The 22,060-nt window shown below is 72.9% G+C and carries 17 protein-coding genes; 13 read left to right on the forward strand and 4 right to left on the reverse strand.

Annotation, left to right across the window (positions count from 1 at the left end; translation table 11 throughout):
* Nucleotides 1-488 precede the first annotated feature (488 nt).
* Together serC and ACFVFQ_RS37130 are read right to left on the reverse strand one after the other, a co-directional pair.
* Nucleotides 489-1,607 carry a phosphoserine transaminase gene (serC, locus tag ACFVFQ_RS37125; RefSeq protein ID WP_383424911.1) on the reverse strand — a complete coding sequence of 373 codons (1,119 nt, stop codon included), beginning with the start codon at nt 1,605-1,607 and terminating at the stop codon, nt 489-491.
* Nucleotides 1,608-1,731: 124 nt separating this feature from the next.
* A complete protein-coding gene (locus tag ACFVFQ_RS37130) occupies nt 1,732-2,712 on the reverse strand; it encodes a helix-turn-helix transcriptional regulator (protein WP_383424913.1) in 981 nt (326 codons plus the stop codon).
* Between the two features lie 144 nt (nt 2,713-2,856).
* Between ACFVFQ_RS37130 and ACFVFQ_RS37135 the strand changes: the two genes are divergently transcribed.
* Both ACFVFQ_RS37135 and ACFVFQ_RS37140 read left to right on the forward strand, forming a co-directional pair.
* A complete protein-coding gene (locus ACFVFQ_RS37135; RefSeq protein WP_383424915.1) occupies nt 2,857-4,278 on the forward strand; it encodes an FAD-binding oxidoreductase in 1,422 nt (473 codons plus the stop codon).
* 110 nt (nt 4,279-4,388) lie between these two features.
* Nucleotides 4,389-7,424, forward strand: a complete 3,036-nt coding sequence (locus ACFVFQ_RS37140; RefSeq protein ID WP_383424917.1) for an FAD-binding and (Fe-S)-binding domain-containing protein — start codon at nt 4,389-4,391, stop codon at nt 7,422-7,424.
* A gap of 179 nt (nt 7,425-7,603) precedes the next feature.
* Here ACFVFQ_RS37140 and ACFVFQ_RS37145 read toward each other — a convergent pair whose 3' ends face one another.
* Complete coding sequence (locus ACFVFQ_RS37145) at nt 7,604-8,458, reverse strand: LysR family transcriptional regulator (protein WP_383424919.1); 855 nt, start codon at nt 8,456-8,458, stop codon at nt 7,604-7,606.
* A gap of 193 nt (nt 8,459-8,651) precedes the next feature.
* Here ACFVFQ_RS37145 and ACFVFQ_RS37150 point away from each other — a divergent pair, with 193 nt between their 5' ends.
* Nucleotides 8,652-9,575, forward strand: a complete 924-nt coding sequence (locus ACFVFQ_RS37150; protein ID WP_383424921.1) for a DMT family transporter — start codon at nt 8,652-8,654, stop codon at nt 9,573-9,575.
* Between the two features lie 205 nt (nt 9,576-9,780).
* On the opposite strand, the gene ACFVFQ_RS37155 is transcribed toward ACFVFQ_RS37150, so the two are convergent.
* Nucleotides 9,781-9,972 carry a hypothetical protein gene (locus ACFVFQ_RS37155; RefSeq protein ID WP_383424923.1) on the reverse strand — a complete coding sequence of 64 codons (192 nt, stop codon included), beginning with the start codon at nt 9,970-9,972 and terminating at the stop codon, nt 9,781-9,783.
* A gap of 316 nt (nt 9,973-10,288) precedes the next feature.
* Here ACFVFQ_RS37155 and ACFVFQ_RS37160 point away from each other — a divergent pair, with 316 nt between their 5' ends.
* From ACFVFQ_RS37160 to ACFVFQ_RS37205, 10 genes are all read left to right on the forward strand, one after another.
* On the forward strand, nt 10,289-11,110 hold the full coding sequence (locus tag ACFVFQ_RS37160) for a Scr1 family TA system antitoxin-like transcriptional regulator (RefSeq protein ID WP_383424927.1): 822 nt from the start codon (nt 10,289-10,291) through the stop codon (nt 11,108-11,110).
* Nucleotides 11,111-11,127: 17 nt separating this feature from the next.
* The gene (locus ACFVFQ_RS37165) at nt 11,128-11,304 is read left to right on the forward strand and encodes a DUF397 domain-containing protein (RefSeq protein WP_383424929.1); all 177 of its coding nucleotides are present in this window, start codon (nt 11,128-11,130) and stop codon (nt 11,302-11,304) included.
* Between the two features lie 178 nt (nt 11,305-11,482).
* The gene (locus ACFVFQ_RS37170) at nt 11,483-12,286 is read left to right on the forward strand and encodes a TIGR03084 family metal-binding protein (RefSeq protein ID WP_383424931.1); all 804 of its coding nucleotides are present in this window, start codon (nt 11,483-11,485) and stop codon (nt 12,284-12,286) included.
* A complete protein-coding gene (locus ACFVFQ_RS37175; protein WP_383424933.1) occupies nt 12,283-13,989 on the forward strand; it encodes an acyclic terpene utilization AtuA family protein in 1,707 nt (568 codons plus the stop codon). The genes ACFVFQ_RS37170 and ACFVFQ_RS37175 overlap by 4 nt, the downstream gene beginning before the upstream one ends.
* The gene (locus ACFVFQ_RS37180) at nt 13,986-15,584 is read left to right on the forward strand and encodes an acyl-CoA carboxylase subunit beta (protein ID WP_383424936.1); all 1,599 of its coding nucleotides are present in this window, start codon (nt 13,986-13,988) and stop codon (nt 15,582-15,584) included. The genes ACFVFQ_RS37175 and ACFVFQ_RS37180 overlap by 4 nt, the downstream gene beginning before the upstream one ends.
* A gap of 13 nt (nt 15,585-15,597) precedes the next feature.
* Nucleotides 15,598-17,505, forward strand: coding sequence for an acetyl/propionyl/methylcrotonyl-CoA carboxylase subunit alpha (locus ACFVFQ_RS37185; protein ID WP_383424938.1), 1,908 nt, complete (start codon nt 15,598-15,600; stop codon nt 17,503-17,505).
* Nucleotides 17,506-17,578: 73 nt separating this feature from the next.
* Nucleotides 17,579-18,766, forward strand: a complete 1,188-nt coding sequence (locus ACFVFQ_RS37190) for an acyl-CoA dehydrogenase family protein (RefSeq protein WP_383424940.1) — start codon at nt 17,579-17,581, stop codon at nt 18,764-18,766.
* 120 nt (nt 18,767-18,886) lie between these two features.
* Nucleotides 18,887-20,494 carry an AMP-binding protein gene (locus ACFVFQ_RS37195; protein WP_383424942.1) on the forward strand — a complete coding sequence of 536 codons (1,608 nt, stop codon included), beginning with the start codon at nt 18,887-18,889 and terminating at the stop codon, nt 20,492-20,494.
* Nucleotides 20,491-21,243 (forward strand): enoyl-CoA hydratase family protein, encoded by a 753-nt coding sequence (locus ACFVFQ_RS37200; protein WP_383424944.1) that lies wholly within the window; start codon nt 20,491-20,493, stop codon nt 21,241-21,243. Before ACFVFQ_RS37195 ends, ACFVFQ_RS37200 begins: the two co-directional genes overlap by 4 nt.
* Complete coding sequence (locus tag ACFVFQ_RS37205; protein WP_383424946.1) at nt 21,231-21,860, forward strand: TetR/AcrR family transcriptional regulator; 630 nt, start codon at nt 21,231-21,233, stop codon at nt 21,858-21,860. The genes ACFVFQ_RS37200 and ACFVFQ_RS37205 overlap by 13 nt, the downstream gene beginning before the upstream one ends.
* Nucleotides 21,861-22,060: the final 200 nt, after the last annotated feature.

Raw genomic sequence — 22,060 nt, forward strand, 5'->3', positions numbered from 1 at the left:
GGGGGTTTGTGGGGCCGGGGGGGGGGGTTGTGGGGGGGGGGGTGCGGGGCGGGGGGGGGGGGGGGCCCAGACTGCTTCGATTTCCGTCGGCCCCCCCCACCCCTCCGGCCCGTCCCCTCCCGTTGGGGGTGGGTGAAAACGGTGGGTGCCACGTTCTGCCGGTGGGCCAACTCAGGCCGCACGGTTGAGTGGTGACCGTCAGAGGACGGGCTGCCTCAGCGACGAGGCGACGGTCGTCAGGGGACCAGTCACCCCAGCCACCCACCCAGAGACAACCACCCTTCCCACGGGAGGGGACGGGTCGGAGGGGGCGGTATGCCAGACGTAAAGCGAAGCAGTCTGGCATGCCGCCCCCGGAGGCCCGTCACCGCAGCCGACAGCCCCGCGCAGCGGATCAACGCTCTTGCGCCGCAGGCGCAAAGAACAGCAACCCGCGCGGCGGGAAAGCCAACAACGTGGGAAGCCAGCCAAGCGCAGGCGCCAGGTAGTTACAGACGCCCGACGACGTGGTCAATACAGGCCGTGAGGGCCTGCACGTCGGCCGGGTCGATCGCCGGGAACATCGCGACCCGCAACTGGTTGCGGCCCAGCTTCCGGTACGGCTCCGTGTCGACGATGCCGTTGGCGCGCAGCACCTTCGCGACGACGGCCGCGTCCACGTCGTCGGTGAAGTCGATCGTGCCGATGACCTGCGACCGCTTCGCGGGGTCCGTGACGAACGGGGTCACGTACTTGGTGCTCTCGGCCCAGTCGTAGAGCGCGCGGGAGGACGCGGCGGTGCGGGCGACCGCCCAGTCCAGGCCGCCCTGGCCGTTGATCCACTCCAGCTGCTCGTTGAGCAGGAAGAGGGTGGCGAGGGACGGGGTGTTGTACGTCTGGTTCTTCAGGGAGTTGTCGATCGCCGTGGGGAGCGAGAAGAACTCCGGGACGTGGCGGCCGGACGCGTGGATGGCGCGGGCGCGCTCCAGGGCGGCGGGGGAGAAGACGCCGAGCCAGAGGCCGCCGTCGGAGGCGAAGGACTTCTGGGGGGCGAAGTAGTAGACGTCGGTCTGGATGATGTCCACCGGGAGGCCGCCGGCGCCGGAGGTGGCGTCGACCAGGACCAGGGCGCCCTCGTCGGCGCCGGCCACCCGCTGGATCGGGGCGGCGACACCGGTCGAGGTCTCGTTGTGGGTGAACGCGTAGACGTCCACGCCGGCTTCGGCGACCGGGTCGGGGTGGGTGCCGGGGTCGGCGGTGATGACGGTGGGCTCGGCTAGCCACGGCGCCAGCTTGGCGGCCTTGGCGAACTTGGAGGAGAACTCGCCGAACGAGAGGTGCTGCGACTTGTTCTCGATCAGTCCGTGGGTCGCGATGTCCCAGAACGCGGTGGAACCGCCGTTGCCGAGAACGACCTCGTAACCCTCGGGGAGTTGGAAGAGGTCGCGCACGCCCTGGCGCACCTTGCCGACCAGGTTCTTGACCGGGGCCTGGCGGTGCGAGGTGCCGAGCAGGGAGCTACCGGTGGCGGCCAGCGCGTCCAGCGCCTCCGTACGCACCTTGGAGGGGCCCGCGCCGAAGCGTCCGTCGGCGGGCTTGATGTCAGCGGGGATCTGGATATCAGCCACGAGGGGCAGCCTAAGGGGTCGTGCGGGCGCCGGGTGGAGCGTCCAGCCGGTGAGATGAGCGACATTCGGAGTGTGGACGCGGGGTGTGAGGGGGGTGGCTTGGTGTGACCTGTTGTAGGGGGCGTTATGGGCGGTCTGTTGCGTCGCAGGACGCGTAGAGGGCGGAGAGCGCCGCGGCCGCTTCGGCGAGGACCCGGCGGGCCTCGGGTGGGGTCAGGACCTCCAAGGAGTCGCCGAACTGGAGGAGTTGGCGGACGGCGGCAAGGACCGGGAAGCCGAGCTCCAGGGTGGCCCAGTCGGTGGCGTCGTCGGTCCGCGGGGGCGCGGTCAGGGCCGGGCCGAGGATGCGGACCGCCAGGTCCAGTCGGTCGCGGCGGATGCGGGCGGTGACCCGCACCGGTGCCGGGCGCTCCTCGACCTGTTGCCGGAGTTGCGCCCAGAGGTCCGGTAGTTCCACGTTCGGGCGGCGCCGCACCGGGACGTCGAGGAGGGTCGCCGACGCGACCCGGTCGGCCCGGAAGAGCTGCGGTCGGCCGCGCCGGTCGGCGACCAGGTACCAGGTGCCGGCCTTGGCGACCAGCCCGTAGGGGTCGACGGTGTAGGTGCGTTGTCGGGTTTCGCCGCTGTGGCGGTAGCGGATGCGCAGCCTACGGTCGGTGAAGACGGCGGTCTGTAGCTCGTCCAGGTCGACCGCGGGGCGGGGGCCGGTGAGCCAGCGGTCGGGGTCCACCAGGACGCGGCGACCGGCCAGTTCGGCGGCCGGGCGGTGCGGGGCCGGCAGCGCCGCCATCACCTTGCGCAGCGCGGAGCCCAGCGCGTCGTCCAGGCCGAGTGCGTGGTGCGCGCCCTGCGCGGCCAGGACGAACAGCGCGCGGGCCTCGTCGGTGGTCAGTCCCGTCACGTCGGTGCGGAAGCCGGGCAGCAGTGCGATGCCGCCGTGCCGGCCGCGCTCGGCGTAGACCGGCACGCCGGCCGTCGACAGCGACTCGATGTCGCGGTAGACGGTGCGGGTGGAGACCTCCAGGCGGGCGGCCAGCTCGCTCGCCGGGACCCGGCCGCGGGTCTGGAGGAGCAGGAGGATGGCGAGCAGGCGGTCGGACTTCACGGCGGCAACGTCCTGGATTTCTGGGGGCGTTCGGCCCGAGGGAGGAGGCGGGGAGCAGGCGGGGCGGTCGTCGTCGGAAGTCGGTTTTCCGTCGGATTTTATATATGACGGTGGCTGTCAAGTTATCCGTCGAGAGTGCGGGGCATGACGACGACCGATGCATCCCTCGCCCCCGATGTCCTTCTCGCCCCCACCGCCCTCGCCGGCCTCGTGCGGCGGGTCCGTGGACCCGTGTTCCGGCCCGGGGACGACGGCTACGACGCCGAACGGTCGGGGTTCCAGACCGGCTACCGGCACCGGCCGGCCGTCGTCGTCGGCGCGCTGGACGCGGACGACGTGGCGGCCGCGGTCGGCTTCGCTCGGGCGCAGGGGCTGCCGGTCGCCGTCCAGGCCACCGGGCACGGGCTCGCCGCGGCCGCCGACGGCGGGTTGTTGATCAGCACCCGGCGGATGGGCGGCGTCACCGTCGATCCGGCGGCGCGCACCGCACGCGTCGAGGCGGGCGCCGTCTGGGGGCAGGTCGTCGCGGCCGCCGCGCCGCACGGGCTCGCGCCGCTCAACGGGTCCTCGCCCGGCGTCGGCGTGGTCTCGTACACCCTCGGGGGCGGGGTCGGGCTGCTGGCCCGCACCTACGGGTTCGCCGCCGATCACGTCCGCGCCCTGGACCTGGTCACCGCCGACGCCCGGCAGGTGAGGGTCACCCCCGATACCGACCCCGAGCTGTTCTGGGGGTTGCTCGGCGGCGGGCACGGCCTCGGCGTGGTCACCGGCATGGAGTTCGGGCTGCTGCCCGTCTCCCGGCTCTACGGTGGGCAGTTGGTGTTCGGCGCGGAGCAGATCGACGACGCGCTGACCGCGTATCTGCGCTGGACCGAGACCGTTCCGGACACCGTGACCTCCTCGCTCGGGCTGCTGGTCTATCCCGATCTGCCGCAGGTGCCCGCCGCGTTGCGTGGCCGTCATCTGCTGCACATGCGGATCGCGTTCGTCGGTGGTGCCAAGGAGGGCGAGCGGCTGGTGGCGCCGCTGCGCGCGGTCGGCCCGGCGGTCCGCGACGAGCTGCGCGAGATGCCGTACGCGGAGTCCGACACCATCCACCGCGACCCCAGCGACCCGCATGCCTACGACGGCGACAACGCGTTGCTCGACGGGTTGGACGCGGCGGCGCTGCGCCGGGTCGCGGCGCTGACCGGGCCGGCCGCGCCGGTGATGGTGGTGACGCAGCTCAACCACCTGGGCGGCGCGCTGGCGAGCGGCCCGGCCGGGGCGGTGGGCCACCGGGAGGCGCGGTTCGCGCTGCGGGTGCTGTCGCCGCTGGGCGCCGCCGACCCCGAGGGTGATCTGGCGACCGTACGGGCGGTGCACGCCGAGGCGTTGGGCGCCGTCGAGCCCTGGCGGCTGGGCCGGAGCGTGAACTTCGTGCTCGGCGCGCAGCGGGGGCGGGCGGACGCCGCGGAGGTGGGGCGCAGCACCCATGGCGCGCCGGATCGTGCCCGGTTGGCGGCGCTCAAGGCGGCGCACGATCCGGAGAACGTGTTCCGCTGCCATGTGTACGACGGGGTGTAGGCGCGGTGGCCCCGGATGGCGGGCGTTGTGGCGGGGCGGGGCGAAGACCGTCCGCCCGTCGCGGCCCCGACCCTTGATCCGGGACGCCCCCTAGTGGGCAGTCTGGGGGCATGGCTGATCGCACGGAGACGGACAAGTACGAGGACGGCGGGCCAGAGGCGGGCGGGCGGAGCGGCGGTGGGCACCGCACGGGCCGGCCCGGGACCGAGCGGGCGGCGGCCGCCCGGCGGGACCTGGCGCGCGAACTGGCCGCCGCGGTACGGGGCGAGGTCTCGGCCGCTGCCGGGGACCGGGCGCTGATGACGATGGACGCGTCCAACTACCGGCGGGTCCCGGACGCGGTGGTCGCGCCCCGGGACGCCGAGGACGTCGCCGCGGCCCTGAAGGTCTGCCGGGAACGCGGCGTCCCGGTGGTGCCGCGCGGCGGCGGCACCAGCATCGCCGGGCAGGCCACCGGCACCGGCGTCGTCCTGGACTTCACCCGCCATCTGCGCCGGATCGTCGCCCTCGACCCCAAGGCCCGCACCGCCGTCGTCCAGCCCGGAGTCGTCCTGGACGACCTCCGGGCCGCGGCCGCCCCGCACGGCCTGACCTTCGGCCCCGACCCCTCCACCCACAGCCGCTGCACCCTCGGCGGCATGATCGGCAACAACTCCTGCGGTTCCCACTCGGTGGCCTGGGGCACCACCGCCGACAACGTCCACACCCTGGACCTGCTCACCTACGGGGGCGAGCCGGTGCGGGCCGGCCGTGGCACCGACCCCGAGGGCCGCCCCACCGGCCTCCCGCCGCGGCTGCGGGACGGCGTCCGGGCGCTGGTGGACGGCGAGTTGGCGCTGCTGCGCACCGGCTACCCCACCGGCCTGCCGCGCCGCATCTCCGGCTACGCCCTGGACGCGCTGCTCCCCGAGGCCGGCACCGACCTGGCCCGCGCCCTCACCGGCAGCGAGGGCACCCTCGGCGTCCTCACCGAGGCCACCGTCCGGCTCGTCGAGGCGCCCGCCGCCCGTGCGCTGGCCGTCCTCGGCTACCCCGACGAGGGCGCCGCCGCCGACGCCGCACACACCCTGCTGCCGCACTCCCCGCTGACCGTCGAGGGCATGGCCACCGACCTCGTCGGAGCGGGCGCGGCCCAACTGCCCGCCGGTGGCGCCTGGTTGTTCGTCGAGCTGGGCGGGACGAGCCCCGCCGAGGCCGCCGCCCGGGCCGAGGCGCTGTGCCGCGCGGCACGGGCGGACGGCGCCGGCGACCACCTCGTCGTCACCGACCCGGCCGGCCAGCGCGCCCTCTGGCGGATCCGCGAGGACGCCTCCGGTACGGCGACCCGGATGCCGGACGGCAGCGAGGCGTGGCCCGGTTGGGAGGACTGCGCGGTACCGCCCGCCCAACTGGGGCCCTACCTCAGGGACTTCCGGGGTCTGCTCGCCCAATACGGGCTGCGCGGCACCCCCTACGGGCACTTCGGGGACGGCTGCATCCACGTCCGGATCGACTTCGACCTGCTCACCCCGCCCGGCATCCGCCGCTTCCGGGAGTTCTCCGGCGACCTCGCCGACCTGGTGGTGGCGCACGGCGGCTCGCTCTCCGGCGAACACGGCGACGGACAGGCCCGCGCCGAGCTGCTGCCCCGGATGTACGGTGGCGAACTGGTGGGCCTCTTCGGGCGGTTCAAGGACCTGTGGGACCCCGCCGCCGGCCTCAACCCCGACATCCTGGTCCGCCCCGCCCGCCTCGACGCCAACCTCCGCTTCGCCCCGCTGCCCAAGGGGCCGGTCCCGGTGGAGTTCGGCTACCCGCACGACGACGGCGACTTCTCGGCCGCGGTGCGGCGCTGCGTCGGCGTCGCCAAATGCCGTACGGAGGCGCTGGGTTCGGGGTCGACGGACGTCATGTGTCCGTCCTTCCGCGCCACCGGCGACGAGCAGCACTCCACGCGCGGGCGCGCCCGGTTGCTGCACGAGATGCTGGCGGGCGAGGTGGTCACCGACGGCTGGCGGTCCCCGGAGGTGCGCGACGCCCTCGACCTCTGCCTCTCCTGCAAGGGGTGCCGCAGCGACTGCCCCGTTGGCGTCGACATGGCCACCTACAAGGCGGAGTTCCTGCACCACCACTACGCGGGCCGGCTGCGGCCCGCCGCCCACTACGCCCTGGGCCGCCTGCCGCAGTGGCTGCGCGCCGCCGCCCCCGCGGCGCCGGTCCTCAACGCGCTGGCCCACACGCCGTTGGCCGAGGTCGCCAAGCGGGTGGCCGGGATCGCGCCGGAGCGGGAGATTCCGGAGCTGGCCCGGGAGACGTTTCGGCGGTGGTGGTGGCGTCGGTGGCGGGCGGGGGGCGCCACGGCGGGTGCCTCGGTGGGGGAGCGGACCGTTGTGCTCTGGCCCGACACCTTCACCAACTACCTCTCCCCGGAGGTGGGACGCGCCGCCGTCCGCGTCCTGGAGGCCGCCGGGCTGCGCCCGTTGCTGCCGCCCAGCGCCCCTCTCGGTACGCGCTCCTCGCTTCCGCTGCCGCGCCTGAACCGCACCGGCCTGTGCTGCGGCCTGACCTACGTCTCCACCGGCCAACTCACCCAGGCCCGGGCCGTGATGCGGCACACCGTGGAGGCGCTGAGTCCGCTGGTGCGCCCCGGCCGGCCCCTGGTCGTCCTCGAACCGAGCTGTGCCGCCGCCCTCCGCGCCGACCTGCCGGAGCTGCTCTCCGACGACCCCAGGGCTGCCCAACTCGCCGCCTCCGTAAGCACCTTCGCGGAGGTGCTGGAGGAGCTGGCCCCTGACTGGGACCCGCCCCGCCTCGACCGGCCGGTCGCCGGCCAGACCCACTGCCACCAACACGCCGTGCTCGGCGACGCCGCCGATCGTCGACTCCGCGAACGGGCCGGTCTGGAGGGTGGGTTGAGCGGTGGGTGCTGTGGACTCGCCGGCAACTTCGGCTTCGAGCGCGGCCACTACGACGTCTCGGTCGCCTGCGCCGAGGACCAACTCCTGCCCGCCGTACGGGCCGCGGACCGAGGCGCCGAGCTCCTCGCCGACGGCTTCTCCTGCCGGACGCAGCTGACCCAGTTGGGAGACCGCGCCCCACTCGGCGGGCGCCGGGGGCGGCATCTCGCGGAGGTGCTGGCGGAGGGGTTGGGCGAGGGGGAGCGGTAAGGGGAGGGGTGGGGACGGTGTCGGGGTGTATCCGTCGTTCTCTGCGCGTCCGTTGGTCCCTGGCGTCCGTTGGTCTCTGCGCGGCTGTTGGGATTTGTGCGGCTGTTGGGATGTGTGCGTCTGCCGGTCGTTGGGGGGTGGTGCTGGGGCCTGTCCGGCCCTGATCCGGCGGACCGGGGCTAGCCCAGGACCTCGTGGGCCAGGGTTACCAGGTCCGGGATGCGGGGGTGTCCGGGGCCGTCGCGCCAGGCGAGGACGACCGGGACGGGTGGGGCGTCGGTCAGCGGGACGTAGGCCATCGCCGGGTGCGGGTGCATGCCGGCGGTGGCCGAGGTGGTGACGCCGATCGCGCGGCCGCCGGTGATGGCGGCGATCCAGTCGTCGGTGTTGCCGATGGTGAGCGTGGAGGCGGGGCGGGCGTCCGGGGGCCAGAGGTCCAGGGTGGTCGTGCCGGAGACCGTGTTCAGGGCGAGGGTGCGGTGGGCCAGGTCGGCGAGGGAGAGGGCGGGGCGGGTGGCCAGGGGGTCGTCGGCGGGGAGGCCGGCCACCCGGGGCTCGGTCGTCAGCTGCTCGGTGACCAGGCCGGGGGCGTGCACGTCGCCGCGGAGGAGGGCCGCGTCGACGTCGCCGCGGGCGAGGCCGGCCGTGCGGTCGTCGATGCGGAGGAGTTCGAGGGGGGTGTCCGGGTGTTCCTCGTGCCAGCGGCGCAGCAGCGTGGTGGTGTCCGCGCCGGCCGCGGACCAGGCGTGGCCCAGGCGGAGTGGCCAGCCGGTGGGGTGGCCGCCGTGGGCCAGGGCGCGGTCGAAGGCGGAGACGGCGAGGGCCGCCTGGTCGCGGAAGGCGAGGCCGTCCGGGGTGAGGGTGAGGCGGTGGGTGGTGCGCTCGACGAGGCGGGTGCCGAGGGTCTCCTCAAGCTGACGGAGGGTGCGGGAGACGGCGGGCTGGGTGAGGTGGAGGCGTTCGGCGGCGCGGGTCACGCTGAGGGTGTCGGCGATGGCGAGGAAGCAGCGGAAATGGCGCAGCTCGATGGTCATGCGTGGGGAGCGTAGACGCTCATGCGTGCGGAGCATAACAGCGGGCGAAAAGGCATTTCAGGTGCCGGATGGTGGGCCTTAGCGTGGGGGTGTGAATGCTTCCCCCGGGCCCTTTGAGGCTTCGTCGTCCGCTTCTGTTTCGTCGCCTTCTGCCGCTTCGTTGCCTTCTGCTGCGTCTTCGTCTTCCTCTTCCGTGCCGGCGTCGGCCGAGGTGCTGTCGGCCGAGGCGGAGGCCGCGGCGCATGGGGTGGGTGGTAGCGGTGGCGGTGCGGCTTCGGCGCGGGCGCGGTTGGGGTCGGTGGCGTTGGTCATCGGCGGGATCGTGTCGTTGCAGTTCGGGTCGTCGGTGGCGGTGCTGCTGTTTCCGCGGGCCGGGGCGTTGGGGGTCGTGACGCTGCGGCTGGTCGTGGCGTCGTTGGTGCTGCTGGTGGTGTGCCGGCCGAAGGTGCGGGGCTATGGGCGGGGGGACTGGGCGACGGTGGTGGCCTTCGGGGTCGCGTTGGCCGGGATGAACTCGCTCTTCTACCAGGCGATCGACCGGATTCCGTTGGGGGCGGCGGTCACGTTGGAGTTCCTGGGGCCGTTGATCCTTTCGGTGGCGACGTCGCGGCGGTTGCTGAGTGTGGTGTGGGCGTTGCTGGCGCTGGGGGGCGTGGGGTTGTTGGGGCGTGCGGGGTTCGATGGGCTGAATCTGGTGGGGGCCGGGTGTGCGGTGGCCGCGGGTGGGTTGTGGGCCGCGTACATCCTGTTGTCGGCGCGGACGGGGCAACGGTTCCCGCAGGCCGATGGGTTGGCGTTGGCGATGACGGTGGCGGCGGTGTTGAGCCTGCCGTTGGGGGTGGCCAGTGCGGGGGCGGCGTTGTTGAATCCGGTGGCGGTGGGATTGGGGGCGGCGGTGGCGTTGATGTCGTCGGTGCTGCCGTACACATTGGAGTTGTTGGCGCTGCGGAAGCTGCCGGCGTCGGGGTTCGCGGTGATGATGAGCCTGGAGCCGGCTGCGGCGGCTACGGCGGGGTTCTTGGTGTTGGGGCAGGCGTTGGGGTGGGTGGAGTTGGTGGCCATTGGGTTGGTGGTGGTGGCCAGTGCGGGGGCGGTGTTGAGCGGGGCGCGGCGCTGAGGGGGTTTGGGGCCTGTTGGGCCTCCCACGTTGTCGGCTTTCCCGCCGTGCCGGTTGCGGTGGCCTTCGGCTTCCCGTGGTGGGTGGGGCCGGAGGGGCTGTCCCGGGGTACGTCCTCGGTGCGGGCGCCTCTGGTTTGTGGGTGAGGAATACCCGGGGCTTTGCTCCAGATCCTGCGGGCGCACCCCGGGACATCCCCTCCGGCCTACGCCGTTGCCGACTTTCCGCCGGTGGGCCTGCACGTCGGACAGGCGCAAGGTGGGAAGCGGCCCGGCATGTCGTCGACGAGCTGGGTGGGGTCGTCGGCCCGGACGACGACGGTACGGAGCGGGGTGCGCTTGCCGGTCGCCGATACCCGGTAGACGGAGAGCGTCATCCGACGCGGGCTGATCTTCACCGGGGCCGCCCGCGGCGCATTTCCGTACGCTCACGAATCCAGGCGGCCAACCGGAACACCTCGGAAGCGGAAATTCCGCCCAGTTCGACCCGCCCCCGTTCCATAACGGGATACCCGCCGCGGAGCGACGGAAAGACGAACCCGGCTGTCGCTAACGCCGACGCCAACTCCTGTGCCGCCTGCTGTCCTTGGGCCAAAGCACTGTCCCCGGATGAGGGGTTCTGCTGATTCATGCCTCCTAGCGTCGACGGGTCTGCGTAGCGTGGAAAGTGAGGAGGCGCATACGGAGAGTATGCGTAGCTTGGTCCGGGGAGGCATGGTGTACGCAGACGGTATTGACGAGCGGGTTCCGGTGGCGCTGCGGGTGTTCGGGAAGCAGTTGAAGCTCTTCCGCGAACTGGCTTCATTGAGCCGTGAGGAGTTCGGGCGGCAACTTGGTTACGCGTCGCACACGATCAAGGCTTACGAACTGGCCCAGCGCATCCCGGAACCGGAGACGGTGAAGCGCGCAGACGAACTGCTGGGTGCCAGAGGCGTGTTGCGGGAGACGATCCCACTGCTGGAAGAGGTGCGGTATCCGAAGTTCTTCCGGGACCTGCCCAAGCTGGAGAAGGAGTGCACGAAGCGGTATTCGTACGACCCGCACTGTGTGCCGGGGCTGCTGCAGACGGAGGAGTACGCAAGGGCGGTGATTGGTTGGTATATCCCAGCCTTCACGGAGGATGAGCTGGCCCGGCTGGTGTCTGCGAGGCTCGATCGCCAAGCGATGCTTACTCGTAATGACCGCCCCGCAGTGCACTTTGTCGTCGAACAGGCCGCGCTGGAGCGTCCGATGGGTGGGGCAAAGGTGCACCGGGAGCAATTGCAGAAGCTGCTGGAGTGGGTACAGCTACGCAATGTGTCCGTCCAGGTCATGCCGACGAACGTGGCACATCCCGGGTTGGACGGCGCGATGACCCTGCTGGAAATGCCTGATCAACGCACCGTGGTCTACGTTGAAGGGCAGGCTCACGGCGTGCTCGTATCCGACCGCGAGAAGGTCAGTCGTATGGCGCAGCGCTATGACATGATCCGAACCCAGGCGCTAGACCTCGACGAATCCCTGCAATTCATCAGGAAGTTGGCTGGTGAGGTATGAAGAGCGAACTGACGTGGATGAAGTCCACCTATAGCGGCCCGCAGGCTGCCGACTGCGTGGAGGTGGCCGCTCAGTCCAGTGCCATACACATACGCGACTCCAAGGACGAGAGCGGCCCCCACCTGACCCTCGCCCCCGCTGCCTGGGCGGCGTTCGTGCGCTACGTGGGTGAAGTCGCGCCTGCCCGGAGGTAGTTCGGGGCGCAGGGTCGGCGTGCCGAGAGGTCCCTCGGCGCGCCATGGCAGAAAATCATGCAGGCGTGCTTGATTGTTTCTGGTTGCGCTGGCACGCTCGGGGCCGCATCACCGCAGCTGTCAACGAGCCCTGCCCGTAAGGGAGATGGGCTTTCGGCGTGGATGAGGAGACCGGGCGATGGCCGATCCGCGGGAGGTTCGGGAGGTCCTTGAGGATCTTCGGGCCGAGGGTGAGGAAGTGGACGGGCTGGTGGCGGGGCTGCCGGAGGGGGAGTGGCGGCGGGCCACGCCGGCCGTCGGGTGGAGCATCGCGCATCAGGTGGCGCACCTGTTGTGGACGGATGAGCGGGCGGTGCAGTCCGCGGTGGACCCCGAGGGGTTTCGGCGGGAGGCCGAGGCGGCGTTGGCGGCGCCGGAGACGTTCGTGGATGAGGGGGCGGAGCGGGGCGCCCGGTTGGCGCCCGGGGAGTTGTTGGCGCGGTGGCGGGCGAGTCGGGCGGAGTTGGTGGAGGTGCTGGGGGCGCAGTCGCCGGGGGCGAAACTGCCGTGGTACGGGCCGCCGATGAGCGTGGCGTCGATGGCCACCGGGCGGTTGATGGAGACCTGGGCGCACGGGCAGGACGTGGCGGATGCGCTGGGGGTGCGGCGGGTGCCGACGGCCCGGTTGCGGCATGTGGCGCGGATCGGTGTCAGGGCCAGGGACTACGCGTATGCGGTGCGTGGACTGACGCCGCCGGAGGGGGAGTTCCGGGTGGAGTTGGTCGGTCCGGGTGGGGAGGAGTGGGTGTTCGGGCCGGAGGACGCTCGGCAGCGGGTGAGTGGGACGGCGTGGGAGTTCTGTCTGTTGGTGACGCAGCGGGTGCATCGGGATGATGTGTCGCTGGTGGCGGTGGGGGCGGAGGCCGAGCGGTGGCTCGGGGTCGCGCAGTCCTTCGCCGGGCCGGCGGGGGCCGGGCGGGCGCCGGGGGAGGTGCGCCGGTGACGGGCGCCCGGGAGCCGTTGCGGATCGGGAACGCGTCCGGTTTCTACGGGGACCGGTTCGAGGCCGTGCGGGAGATGCTGACAGGTGGGGCGCTGGATGTCCTGACTGGGGACTACCTGGCCGAGTTGACGATGTTGATCCTGGGGCGGGACCGGCTGAGGGATCCGCGGCTGGGGTACGCCAAGACGTTCCTGCGGCAGATGGAGGAGGGGTTGGGGCTCGCCGTCGAGCGTGGTGTGAAGGTCGTTACCAATGCGGGGGGACTTAATCCGGCCCAACTCGCGGAGGAATTGCGGGGGTTGGGGGACCGGGTCGGGGTTCCGGTGCGGGTGGCGCATGTCGAGGGTGATGACCTGATGGGGCGGGGGTGGGGGAACGGGGTCCTCACCGCCAACGCGTATGTGGGGGGTGCGGGGATCGCGGAGTGTCTGCGGGCCGGCGCGGACGTCGTGGTGACCGGGCGGGTGACGGATGCGGCGCTGGTCAGTGGGCCGGCCGCGGCGCACTTCGGGTGGGCGGCGGACGACTACGACCGGCTGGCGGGCGCGGTGGTCGCGGGGCATGTGCTGGAGTGCGGGGCGCAGGCGACGGGTGGGAACTACGCGTTCTTCGGGGAGTTGGGGGACGTGCGGCGGCCCGGGTTTCCGGTGGCGGAGGTGCAGGAGGATGGCAGTGCCGTCATCACCAAGCATCCGGGGACGGGGGGTGCGGTGACCGTGGGGACGGTGACCGCCCAGTTGTTGTACGAGACGGGCGGTGCGCGCTATCTGGGGCCGGATGTGACGGCGCGGTTGGACACCGTGCGGCTGGCGGAGGCCGGGCCGGACCGGGTGCGGATCGACGGGGTGCGGGGGGAGGCGCCGCCGGCCACGCTGAAGGTCGGGCTGACCCGGATGGGCGGCTGGCGCAACGAGGTGGTGTTCGTGCTCACCGGGCTCGACATCGACGCCAAGGCGGCGCTGGTGCGGGGGCAGGTGGAGGACGCGTTGGATCGGGCCAAGCGCCGGCCGGAGGTGGTCAGTTGGTCGCTGGCGCGGACCGATCGGGTGGACGCGGGGGTGCAGGAGGAGGCCAGCGCGCTGCTGCGGCTGGTGGTGCGGGATCCGGACCCGGAGGCCGTGGGGCGGGCGGTGAGCGGGGCGGCGATCGAGCTGGCGTTGGCCAGTTATCCCGGTTTCCATGTGACGGCGCCGCCGGGGAAGGGTGCCCCCTACGGGGTGTGCGAGGCGGCGTATGTGGCGGCGACGGAGGTGCCTCAGGTGGCCGTCCTGCCGGATGGGGCACGGGTGGAGGTTGCTCACGCGGCCGCTCCCGTAGGGGAGTTGAGCGACGACGTGGCCGCTGAACTTCCGGTGCCGTTGCCCGACGGGCCGACCCGGCGGGTTCCCCTAGGGGCCGTCGCGGGAGCCCGTAGTGGGGACAAGGGCGGGGCGGCGAACGTCGGGGTGTGGGTCCGGACGGAGGACGCGTGGCGGTGGTTGGCGCATGAGTTGACCGTCGAGAGAGTGCGCCAACTGCTGCCGGAGGTCGCCGGGTTGGCGGTGCGGCGCGAGGTGTTGCCGAATCTGTGGGCGGTGAACTTCACCGTCGAGGGGTTGTTGGGGGAGGGGGTCGCCTCGCAGGCGCGGTTCGACCCGCAGGCCAAGGCGCTGGGGGAGTGGCTGCGCTCCCGCCATGTGGAGATACCGGAGGTGTTGCTGTGACGGTGCTGAGGAGCGCGTTGGACACCGCCGGCGTCGAGTACGGCGAGCGGCGGGCGGCGATGCGTAAGAAGCTGGCGGAGGTGGCGGGGGAGCACGCCAAGGCGCTGGCGGGTGGCGGGGAGAAGTACGTCGAACGGCACCGCGGGCGGGGCAAGTTGCTGGCCCGGGAGCGGATCGAGCTGGTGGTGGATCCGGACACGCCGTTCCTGGAGCTGTCGCCGCTGGCGGGGTGGGGCAGCGACTACGCGGTGGGTGCGTCGCTGGTCACCGGTATCGGGGTGATCGAGGGCGTGGAGTGCCTGATCACCGCCAACGATCCGACGGTGCGCGGCGGGGCGAGCAATCCGTGGACGCTGAAGAAGGCGCTGCGGGCCAATGAGATCGCGTTCGCCAACCGGTTGCCGGTGGTCAGCCTGGTGGAGTCGGGTGGGGCTGATCTGCCCAGTCAGAAGGAGATCTTCATCCCGGGTGGGGCGCTGTTCAAGGACCTGACGCGGCTGTCCGCGGCCGGGATTCCGACGGTGGCGGTGGTCTTTGGGAACTCGACGGCCGGGGGCGCGTACGTGCCCGGGATGTCGGACCACGTGATCATGGTGAAGGAGCGGGCCAAGGTCTTCCTCGGCGGGCCGCCGCTGGTGAAGATGGCGACCGGCGAGGAGAGCGACGACGAATCGCTGGGCGGGGCCGAGATGCACGCCAGGACCTCGGGGCTGGCGGACTACTTCGCCCTCGACGAGCCCGATGCGCTGCGGCAGGCGCGGCGGGTGGTGGCGCGGCTCAACTGGCGCAATGCGCACGCCGATCCGGGGCCCGTCGAGCCGCCGAAGTACGACGAGGAGGAGCTGCTGGGGATCGTGCCCGGCGACCTCAAGGCGCCGTTCGACCCGCGGGAGGTGATCGCGCGGATCGTCGACGGGTCGGACTTCGACGAGTTCAAGCCGCTGTACGGGGCGAGCCTGGTGACCGGGTGGGCGCAGCTGCACGGCTATCCGGTGGGGATCCTGGCCAACGCGCAGGGGGTGCTGTTCAGCGCGGAGTCCCAAAAAGCCGCGCAGTTCATCCAGTTGGCCAACCAGCGGGACGTTCCGCTGGTCTTCCTGCACAACACCACCGGCTACATGGTCGGCAAGGAGTACGAGCAGGGCGGCATCATCAAGCACGGCGCGATGATGATCAACGCGGTGTCGAACTCGCGGGTACCGCACCTGTCCGTCCTGATGGGCGCCTCGTACGGGGCCGGGCACTACGGGATGTGCGGGCGCGCCTACGACCCGCGGTTCCTGTTCGCCTGGCCGAGCGCCAAGTCCGCGGTGATGGGGCCGCAGCAGCTCGCCGGGGTGCTCTCCATCGTGGCGCGCGCCTCGGCCGCGGCGAAGGGGCAGCCCTACGACGAGGAGGCGGACGCGGGGCTGCGCGCCATGGTGGAGCAGCAGATCGAGTCCGAGTCGCTGCCGATGTTCCTGTCCGGGCGGCTGTACGACGACGGCGTCATCGACCCGCGCGACACCCGCACCGTCCTCGGCCTGTGCCTGTCCGCCGTCCACACCGCGCCGGTCGAGGGCGCGCGGGGCGGCTTCGGCGTCTTCCGGATGTGAGGTTCCCGTGACCATGACCGATACCGGTGAGATCCGTTCGGTGCTCGTCGCCAACCGCGGGGAGATCGCCCGGCGGATCTTTCGCACCTGCCGCGAACTGGGCATCGCCACCGTCGCGGTGTACTCCGACGCGGACGCCGGCGCCGCGCATGTGCGGGAGGCGGACGTCGCGGTCCGGCTGCCGGGCGAGGCGGCCGGGGAGACCTATCTGCGTGGCGAGTTGCTCGTCAAGGCGGCGCTGGCGGCCGGGGCGGACGCGGTCCACCCGGGGTACGGGTTTCTCTCCGAGAGCCATGAGTTCGCCGCGGCGGTGGCGGACGCGGGGCTGGTGTGGGTCGGGCCGCCGCCGGCCGCGATCGCGGCGATGGCGTCCAAGACCCGGGCGAAGGAGCTGATGGCGGCGGCGGGGGTGCCGCTGCTGGCGCCGGTCGATCCGGCCGCGGCCGGTGCGGGGGACCTGCCGCTGCTGGTGAAGGCGGCGGCCGGTGGAGGCGGGCGGGGCATGCGGATCGTGCGTGAACTGGACGCTTTGGAAAGTGAGTTGGCATCCGCACGGGCGGAGGCGGCGGCCGCGTTCGGGGACGGTGAGGTCTTCGTCGAGCCGTATGTGGAGGGCGGGCGCCATGTCGAGGTGCAGGTGCTCGCCGACGCGCACGGCACGGTCTGGACGCTGGGCACCCGGGACTGCTCGCTCCAGCGCCGGCACCAGAAGGTCATCGAGGAGGCCCCGGCCCCCGGATTGCCCGACGCGCTGCGGGACGCCCTGCACCGGGCCGCCGCGCAGGCCGCGCGGGCCATCGACTACCGGGGCGCGGGCACCGTCGAGTTCCTGGTGTCCGGCGACGGCCGGGCGTACTTCCTGGAGATGAACACCCGGCTCCAGGTCGAGCACCCGGTCACCGAGGAGATCTACCGGCTCGACCTGGTGGCCCTCCAACTGGCCGTCGCCGAGGGCCGACCGCTGCCGGACGCGCTGCCCGAGCCGCGCGGCCACGCCGTCGAGGCCCGGCTCTACGCGGAGGACCCGGCGGCCGACTGGCAGCCAGGGACCGGCACCGTGCACCGGATCGAGGTACCGGGCGGCGTCCGGCTGGACTCCGGCATACGGGACGGCGATCGGGTCAGCGTCCACTACGACCCGATGCTGGCCAAGGTCATCGCCTGGGCGCCCACCCGCGCCGAGGCGGTCCGCAAGCTGGCCGGCGCCCTGGAACGGGCCACGCTCCACGGCCCGGTCACCAACCGGGACCTCCTCGTCCGCTCGCTGCGGCACCCCGAATTCGCCGCCGGCCGCCTGGACACCGGGTTCTACGACCGCAACCTCGGCGCCCTGACCGCCCCGGAGACCGCCGGCGACGCGCTCTGCGCGCTGGCCGCCGCGCTCGCCGACGCGCACGGCCGCTCCCGTTTCGGCGGCTTCCGCAACGTCCCCGCTGGCCCGCAGACCAAGCGCTACGCCCACGGGGAGGCCGTCCACGAGGTCCGCTACCGTCTCGGGCGCGACGGGCTCGCCGCCGAGGGCTTCCCCGGCGTCCGACTGCTCGGCCTGGCCGCGGACGAGGTGGTGCTGGAGGTCGACGGGGTGCGACGGACGTTCGCGGTGGCCCGGTACGGAGACCGGGTGTACGTCGATTCGGCCCTGGGCGCGCGGGCGTTGACCGCGCTGCCCCGGTTCCCGGACCCCTCCACCCGTAGGGAGCCCGGTTCGCTGCTGGCCCCGATGCCGGGCACGGTCGTCCGGATCGCGGACGGGCTGGCCGAGGGCGACCACGTCACGGCCGGCCAGGTGCTGCTGTGGCTGGAGGCCATGAAGATGGAGCACAAGATCACCGCACCGGCGGCCGGCACGCTGACCGCCCTCCCCGCCCGCACGGGCCAACAGGTCGAGGTGGGCACGCTGCTCGCCGTCGTCACCGACTGAACGGCGCGCCCAACGGGACCGCGCCGCGGCCCCGTTACCCGTAGGCACTTAACTCACCGCCCCAGGAGCCGTCATGAGCAACGCCCTGAGCAACCCCGTGATCGAGTCCGAGGAACACCGCGCCCTGCGCGCCGCCGTCGCCGCGCTCGGCAAGCGCTACGGCCGGGAGTACTTCTCGGCCGTCGTCGCCGACGGCGGGCACACCGACGAGCTGTGGCGGGAGGCCGCCAAGGCCGGCTACCTCGGCGTCAACCTCCCGGAGGAGTACGGCGGCGGGGGCGCCGGAATAACCGAACTCGCGCTGGTGTTGGAGGAGTTGGGCGCGGCTGGCTGTCCGCTGCTGATGCTGGTGGTCTCGCCGGCGATCTGCGGCACGGTCATCGCCCGCTTCGGCACCGAGGAGCAGAAGCGCAGCTGGCTGCCGGGGCTGGCCGACGGCAGCCGCAAGATGGCCTTCGGCATCACCGAGCCGGACGCCGGCTCCAACTCCCACCGGATCACCACCACCGCCCGTAGGGACGGCGGGGACTGGGTGCTCAACGGGCGGAAGATCTTCGTCTCCGGCGTCGACATCGCCGAGGCGACCCTGATCGTCGGCCGCACCGAGACAGCATCGACCGGCGGGGCCGCACCGGGCCTCAAGCCCTGCCTGTTCATCGTCCCGCGCGAGACGCCCGGCTTCGGCCGCAGCCCGGTCCCGATGGAACTGGCCGCCCCGGAGAAGCAGTTCGAGCTGACCCTGGACGATGTGCGGCTGCCCGCCGAGGCCCTGGTGGGCGACGAGGACGCCGGGCTGCTGCAGCTCTTCGCCGGCCTCAACCCCGAGCGCGTCATGACCGCCGCGTTCGCCCTCGGCATGGGCCGCTACGCGCTCGCCAGGGCCGTCGACTACGCCCGCACCCGCCAGGTGTGGAAGGAGCCGATAGGCGCCCACCAGGCCCTCGCCCACCCGCTCGCCCAGTGCCACATCGAACTGGAGCTGGCCGCGCTGATGATGCGCAAGGCGGCGCTGCTCTACGACGCCGGCGACGACGTGGCCGCCGGCGAGGCCGCCAACATGGCCAAGTACGCCGCGGCCGAGGCCGCCGTCCACACCGTCGACCAGGCCGTGCACACCCTGGGCGGCAACGGCCTCACCCGGGAATACGGGCTGGCGTCCCTGATCACCGCCGCCCGGGTGGCGCGGATCGCGCCGGTCAGCCGGGAGATGATCCTCAACTACGTCTCGCACCAGTCCCTGGGGCTGCCCAAGTCGTACTGAGGAAACGGGCCGTGGGACGCCGGCCCCGGCGCCAACGGGGCGGCGTACCACCGCCCGCCCCAGGGGAAGGAAGGTCCCTGCGGCCCCGCCGCACCCCCGCAGCCCCAGGGAAAGGACCCCATGGCGCCCCCGACGCCCCACCGCCCGCACGTCTTCCGCAGCGCCCACCCCGACGTCGCCCCCGTGGAGTTACCGATCCACGAGGCCGTCCTCGGGCGCGCGGCCGCCCACGGCACCCGTCCCGCCCTCGTCGACGCCCTCACCGGCGCCACCCTCGACTACGCCCGGCTCGACCGGCACAGCCGCCGGCTGGCCGCCGCGCTCGCCGCCTCGGGGCTCCGCAAGGGCGACGTGCTGGCCCTGCACAGCCCCAACTCCCTCGCCTTCCCCGTGGTGTTCTACGCCGCCTCCCGCTGTGGCGCGGCGGTCACCACCGTCCACCCGCTCGCCACCGAGGCCGAGTTCGCCCGCCAGCTGAAGGACTCCGGGGCGACGCGGATCGTCACCGTGGCAGCCCTGCTGGACTCCGCCCGCGGCGCCGCCCAACTGGCCGGCACCATCGCCGAGATCCTCGTCTGCGACCGCGCCGACGGCCACCGCTCCGTCCTCGACCTGCTCGACGGCGACGACCCGGAGCCCGACCCGGCCATCGACCCGACCACCGACCTCGCCGCGCTCCCGTATTCCTCCGGCACCACCGGCACCCCCAAGGGCGTGATGCTCACCCACCGGAACATCGCCACCAACCTCGCCCAACTGGCGCCGCTGATGGCCAACGGCCCCGAGGACCGCATCCTCGCCACACTCCCCTTCTTCCACATCTACGGCCTCACCGCCCTGATGAACGCCCCCCTCCGCAACGGCGCCACCGTCGTCGTGCTGCCCCGCTTCGACCTCGGCCAGTTCCTGACCGCCATCCAGGAACACCGCATCACCGACGTCTACGCCGCGCCCCCGATCGTCCTGGCGCTCGCCAAGCACCCGCTGGTCGACGCGTTCGACCTGACCTCCCTCAAGCGCCTGGTGTGCGCCGCCGCCCCGTTGGACGCCGACCTCGCCGCCGCCTGCGCCCGCCGGCTGGGCCTGCCCACCGTCCTCCAGGCGTACGGGATGACCGAACTCTCCCCGGGCACCCACGTCGTACCGCCCGACGCCCCCGCCCCGCCACCGGGCACGGTGGGCACCCTCCTGCCCAGTACGGAAGCGCGCATCGTCTCCCTGGAGACCGGCCGGGACCTCGGCCCGGACGAGAGCGGCGAGATCCTCATCCGCGGACCGCAGGTGATGAAGGGCTACTTGGGGCGCCCCGCCGAGACCGACGCGATGATCGACGCCGACGGCTGGCTGCACACCGGCGACATCGGCCGGATCGACGCCGACGGCTGGCTCCATGTCGTTGACCGCGTCAAGGAGTTGATCAAGTACAAGGGCTACCAGGTCGCCCCCGCCGACCTGGAGGCGCTGCTGCTCGCCCACGAGGCCGTCGCCGACGCGGCCGTCATCGGCGTCCTGGACGAGGACGGCAACGAGGTGCCGAAGGCGTTCGTGGTACGCCAACAGGGGGCCGCCCTCACCGCCGACGAGGTCATCGCCTACGTTGCAGGCCGGGTCGCCCCCTACAAGAAGGTGCGCCGGGTGGAGTTCCTGGACAGCGTCCCGCGCGCCACCACCGGAAAGATCCTCCGGCGCGAACTGCGCGCCAGGGAAAGGAGTTCGACGCCCCGATGACGGACGTGGAGCGCGCCCACGAGCGCGGAATCACCACCCTCACACTCAACTCCCCCCACAACCGCAACGCCCTCTCCACCCGCCTCGTCGCCGAGCTGCACCGGGCCCTCGCGGACGCGGCCGCCGACGACGCCGTCCGGGCCGTGGTGCTCACCCACGCCGGCACCACCTTCTGCGCCGGCGCGGACCTCTCCGAGGCCACCGCCGGCGCAGCCCAGGACGGCCCCCGCGCGCTCGCCGGCCTGCTCCGCACCCTGGTGGAACTGCCCAAACCGGTCGTCGCCCGGGTCACCGGCCACGCCCGCGCCGGCGGCCTCGGCCTGCTGGGCGCCTGCGACCTCTCCGTCGCCGGCCCCGAGACCACCTTCGCCTTCACCGAGGCGCGGCTCGGCCTCGCCCCGGCGGTCATCTCGCTCCCCCTGCTGCCCCGTATGGACGCCCGGGCCGCCGCCCGCTACTACCTCACCGGCGAGAAGTTCGGCCCCACCGAGGCGGCCCGGATCGGCCTGGTCACCCTGGCCGCCGACGACGTCGACGCCGAACTGGCGCCCCTCCTGGACGGGTTGCGCAAGGGCTCCCCCCAGGGGCTGGCCGAGTCCAAGAAGCTGGTGACGGCCCAGGTCCTGGCCGCCTTCGACCGCGACACCGACGCGCTCGCCGAACAGTCCGCGCGGCTCTTCGGCTCCGCGGAGGCCCGCGAGGGCATGACCGCCTTCCTGGAACGACGGGCCCCGGCATGGGCGCGCTGACCCCCGCCCGGGGCACCAAGGAGCCCCAGCAGGAGCGCAGCCGCGCCACCCGGCTCAGGCTGCTGGAGGCCGCCGTCGCCTGCCTCGCCGAGCGCGGCTGGACCGGCAGCACGGTCTCGGTCGTCGCCGAACGGGCCGGCGTCTCCCGGGGCGCCGCCCAGCACCACTTCCGCACCCGCGAGGACCTGTTCACCGCGGCCGTCGAGCACGTCGCCGAGAAGCGGCAGAGCGCGCTGAAGGCGGCGCTGGCCCACGAATTGCCTCCGGCCGGGTCGCCGGCCCGTACCTCGCGCATCGTCGAGGAACTCGTCGGCCTCTACACCGGCCCCCTCTTCCGCGCCGCGCTCCACCTCTGGGTGGCGGCCTCCGACGAGCCCCAACTCCGCGAGCGCGTCACCGCGTTGGAGGCCCGCGTCGGCCGCGAGGCGCACCGCACGGCGGTGGCCCTCCTGGACGCCGACGAGTCCGTCCCCGGCGTCCGCGAGACGGTCCAGGGCCTCCTCGACATGGCCCGTGGGCTGGGCCTGGCGAATCTCCTCACGGACGATTCGGGGCGGCGGGGGCGGGTGGTCACGCAGTGGTCGCACCTGCTCTTTGAGGCGCTCCGGCCCACGTAGTTGGCTTTCCCGCCGGTCCGCTGCGCTTGGCCTGGCTTCCCACGTGGTTGGCTTTCCCGCCGTGCGGGGTGCCGATCGCGCCTGCGGCGCGGGGCGGGTCGAGTGGTCTTGTCCGCTGCGCGGGGCTTTTGGGGTGCGGTGACGGTCCTGCGGGGTGGGGGTGCCAGACTGCTTCGCTTTACGTCTGGCACCCCCACCCC

The sequence above is a fragment of the Streptomyces sp. NPDC057743 genome (genome assembly GCF_042798755.1).
In the GTDB taxonomy this organism is placed as follows: Bacteria; Actinomycetota; Actinomycetes; order Streptomycetales; family Streptomycetaceae; genus Streptomyces.

Coding starts and splice junctions, on each gene's coding strand:
- ACFVFQ_RS37205 (WP_383424946.1), top strand. CDS start 21,231: ATGGGCGCGCTGACCCCCGCCCGGGGCACCAAGGAGCCCCAGCAGGAG.
- ACFVFQ_RS37170 (WP_383424931.1), top strand. CDS start 11,483: ATGGCCGATCCGCGGGAGGTTCGGGAGGTCCTTGAGGATCTTCGGGCC.
- ACFVFQ_RS37195 (WP_383424942.1), top strand. CDS start 18,887: ATGGCGCCCCCGACGCCCCACCGCCCGCACGTCTTCCGCAGCGCCCAC.
- ACFVFQ_RS37165 (WP_383424929.1), top strand. CDS start 11,128: ATGAAGTCCACCTATAGCGGCCCGCAGGCTGCCGACTGCGTGGAGGTG.
- ACFVFQ_RS37145 (WP_383424919.1), bottom strand. CDS start 8,458: ATGACCATCGAGCTGCGCCATTTCCGCTGCTTCCTCGCCATCGCCGAC.
- ACFVFQ_RS37140 (WP_383424917.1), top strand. CDS start 4,389: ATGGCTGATCGCACGGAGACGGACAAGTACGAGGACGGCGGGCCAGAG.
- ACFVFQ_RS37190 (WP_383424940.1), top strand. CDS start 17,579: ATGAGCAACGCCCTGAGCAACCCCGTGATCGAGTCCGAGGAACACCGC.
- ACFVFQ_RS37185 (WP_383424938.1), top strand. CDS start 15,598: ATGACCGATACCGGTGAGATCCGTTCGGTGCTCGTCGCCAACCGCGGG.
- ACFVFQ_RS37160 (WP_383424927.1), top strand. CDS start 10,289: ATGGTGTACGCAGACGGTATTGACGAGCGGGTTCCGGTGGCGCTGCGG.
- ACFVFQ_RS37200 (WP_383424944.1), top strand. CDS start 20,491: ATGACGGACGTGGAGCGCGCCCACGAGCGCGGAATCACCACCCTCACA.
- ACFVFQ_RS37135 (WP_383424915.1), top strand. CDS start 2,857: ATGACGACGACCGATGCATCCCTCGCCCCCGATGTCCTTCTCGCCCCC.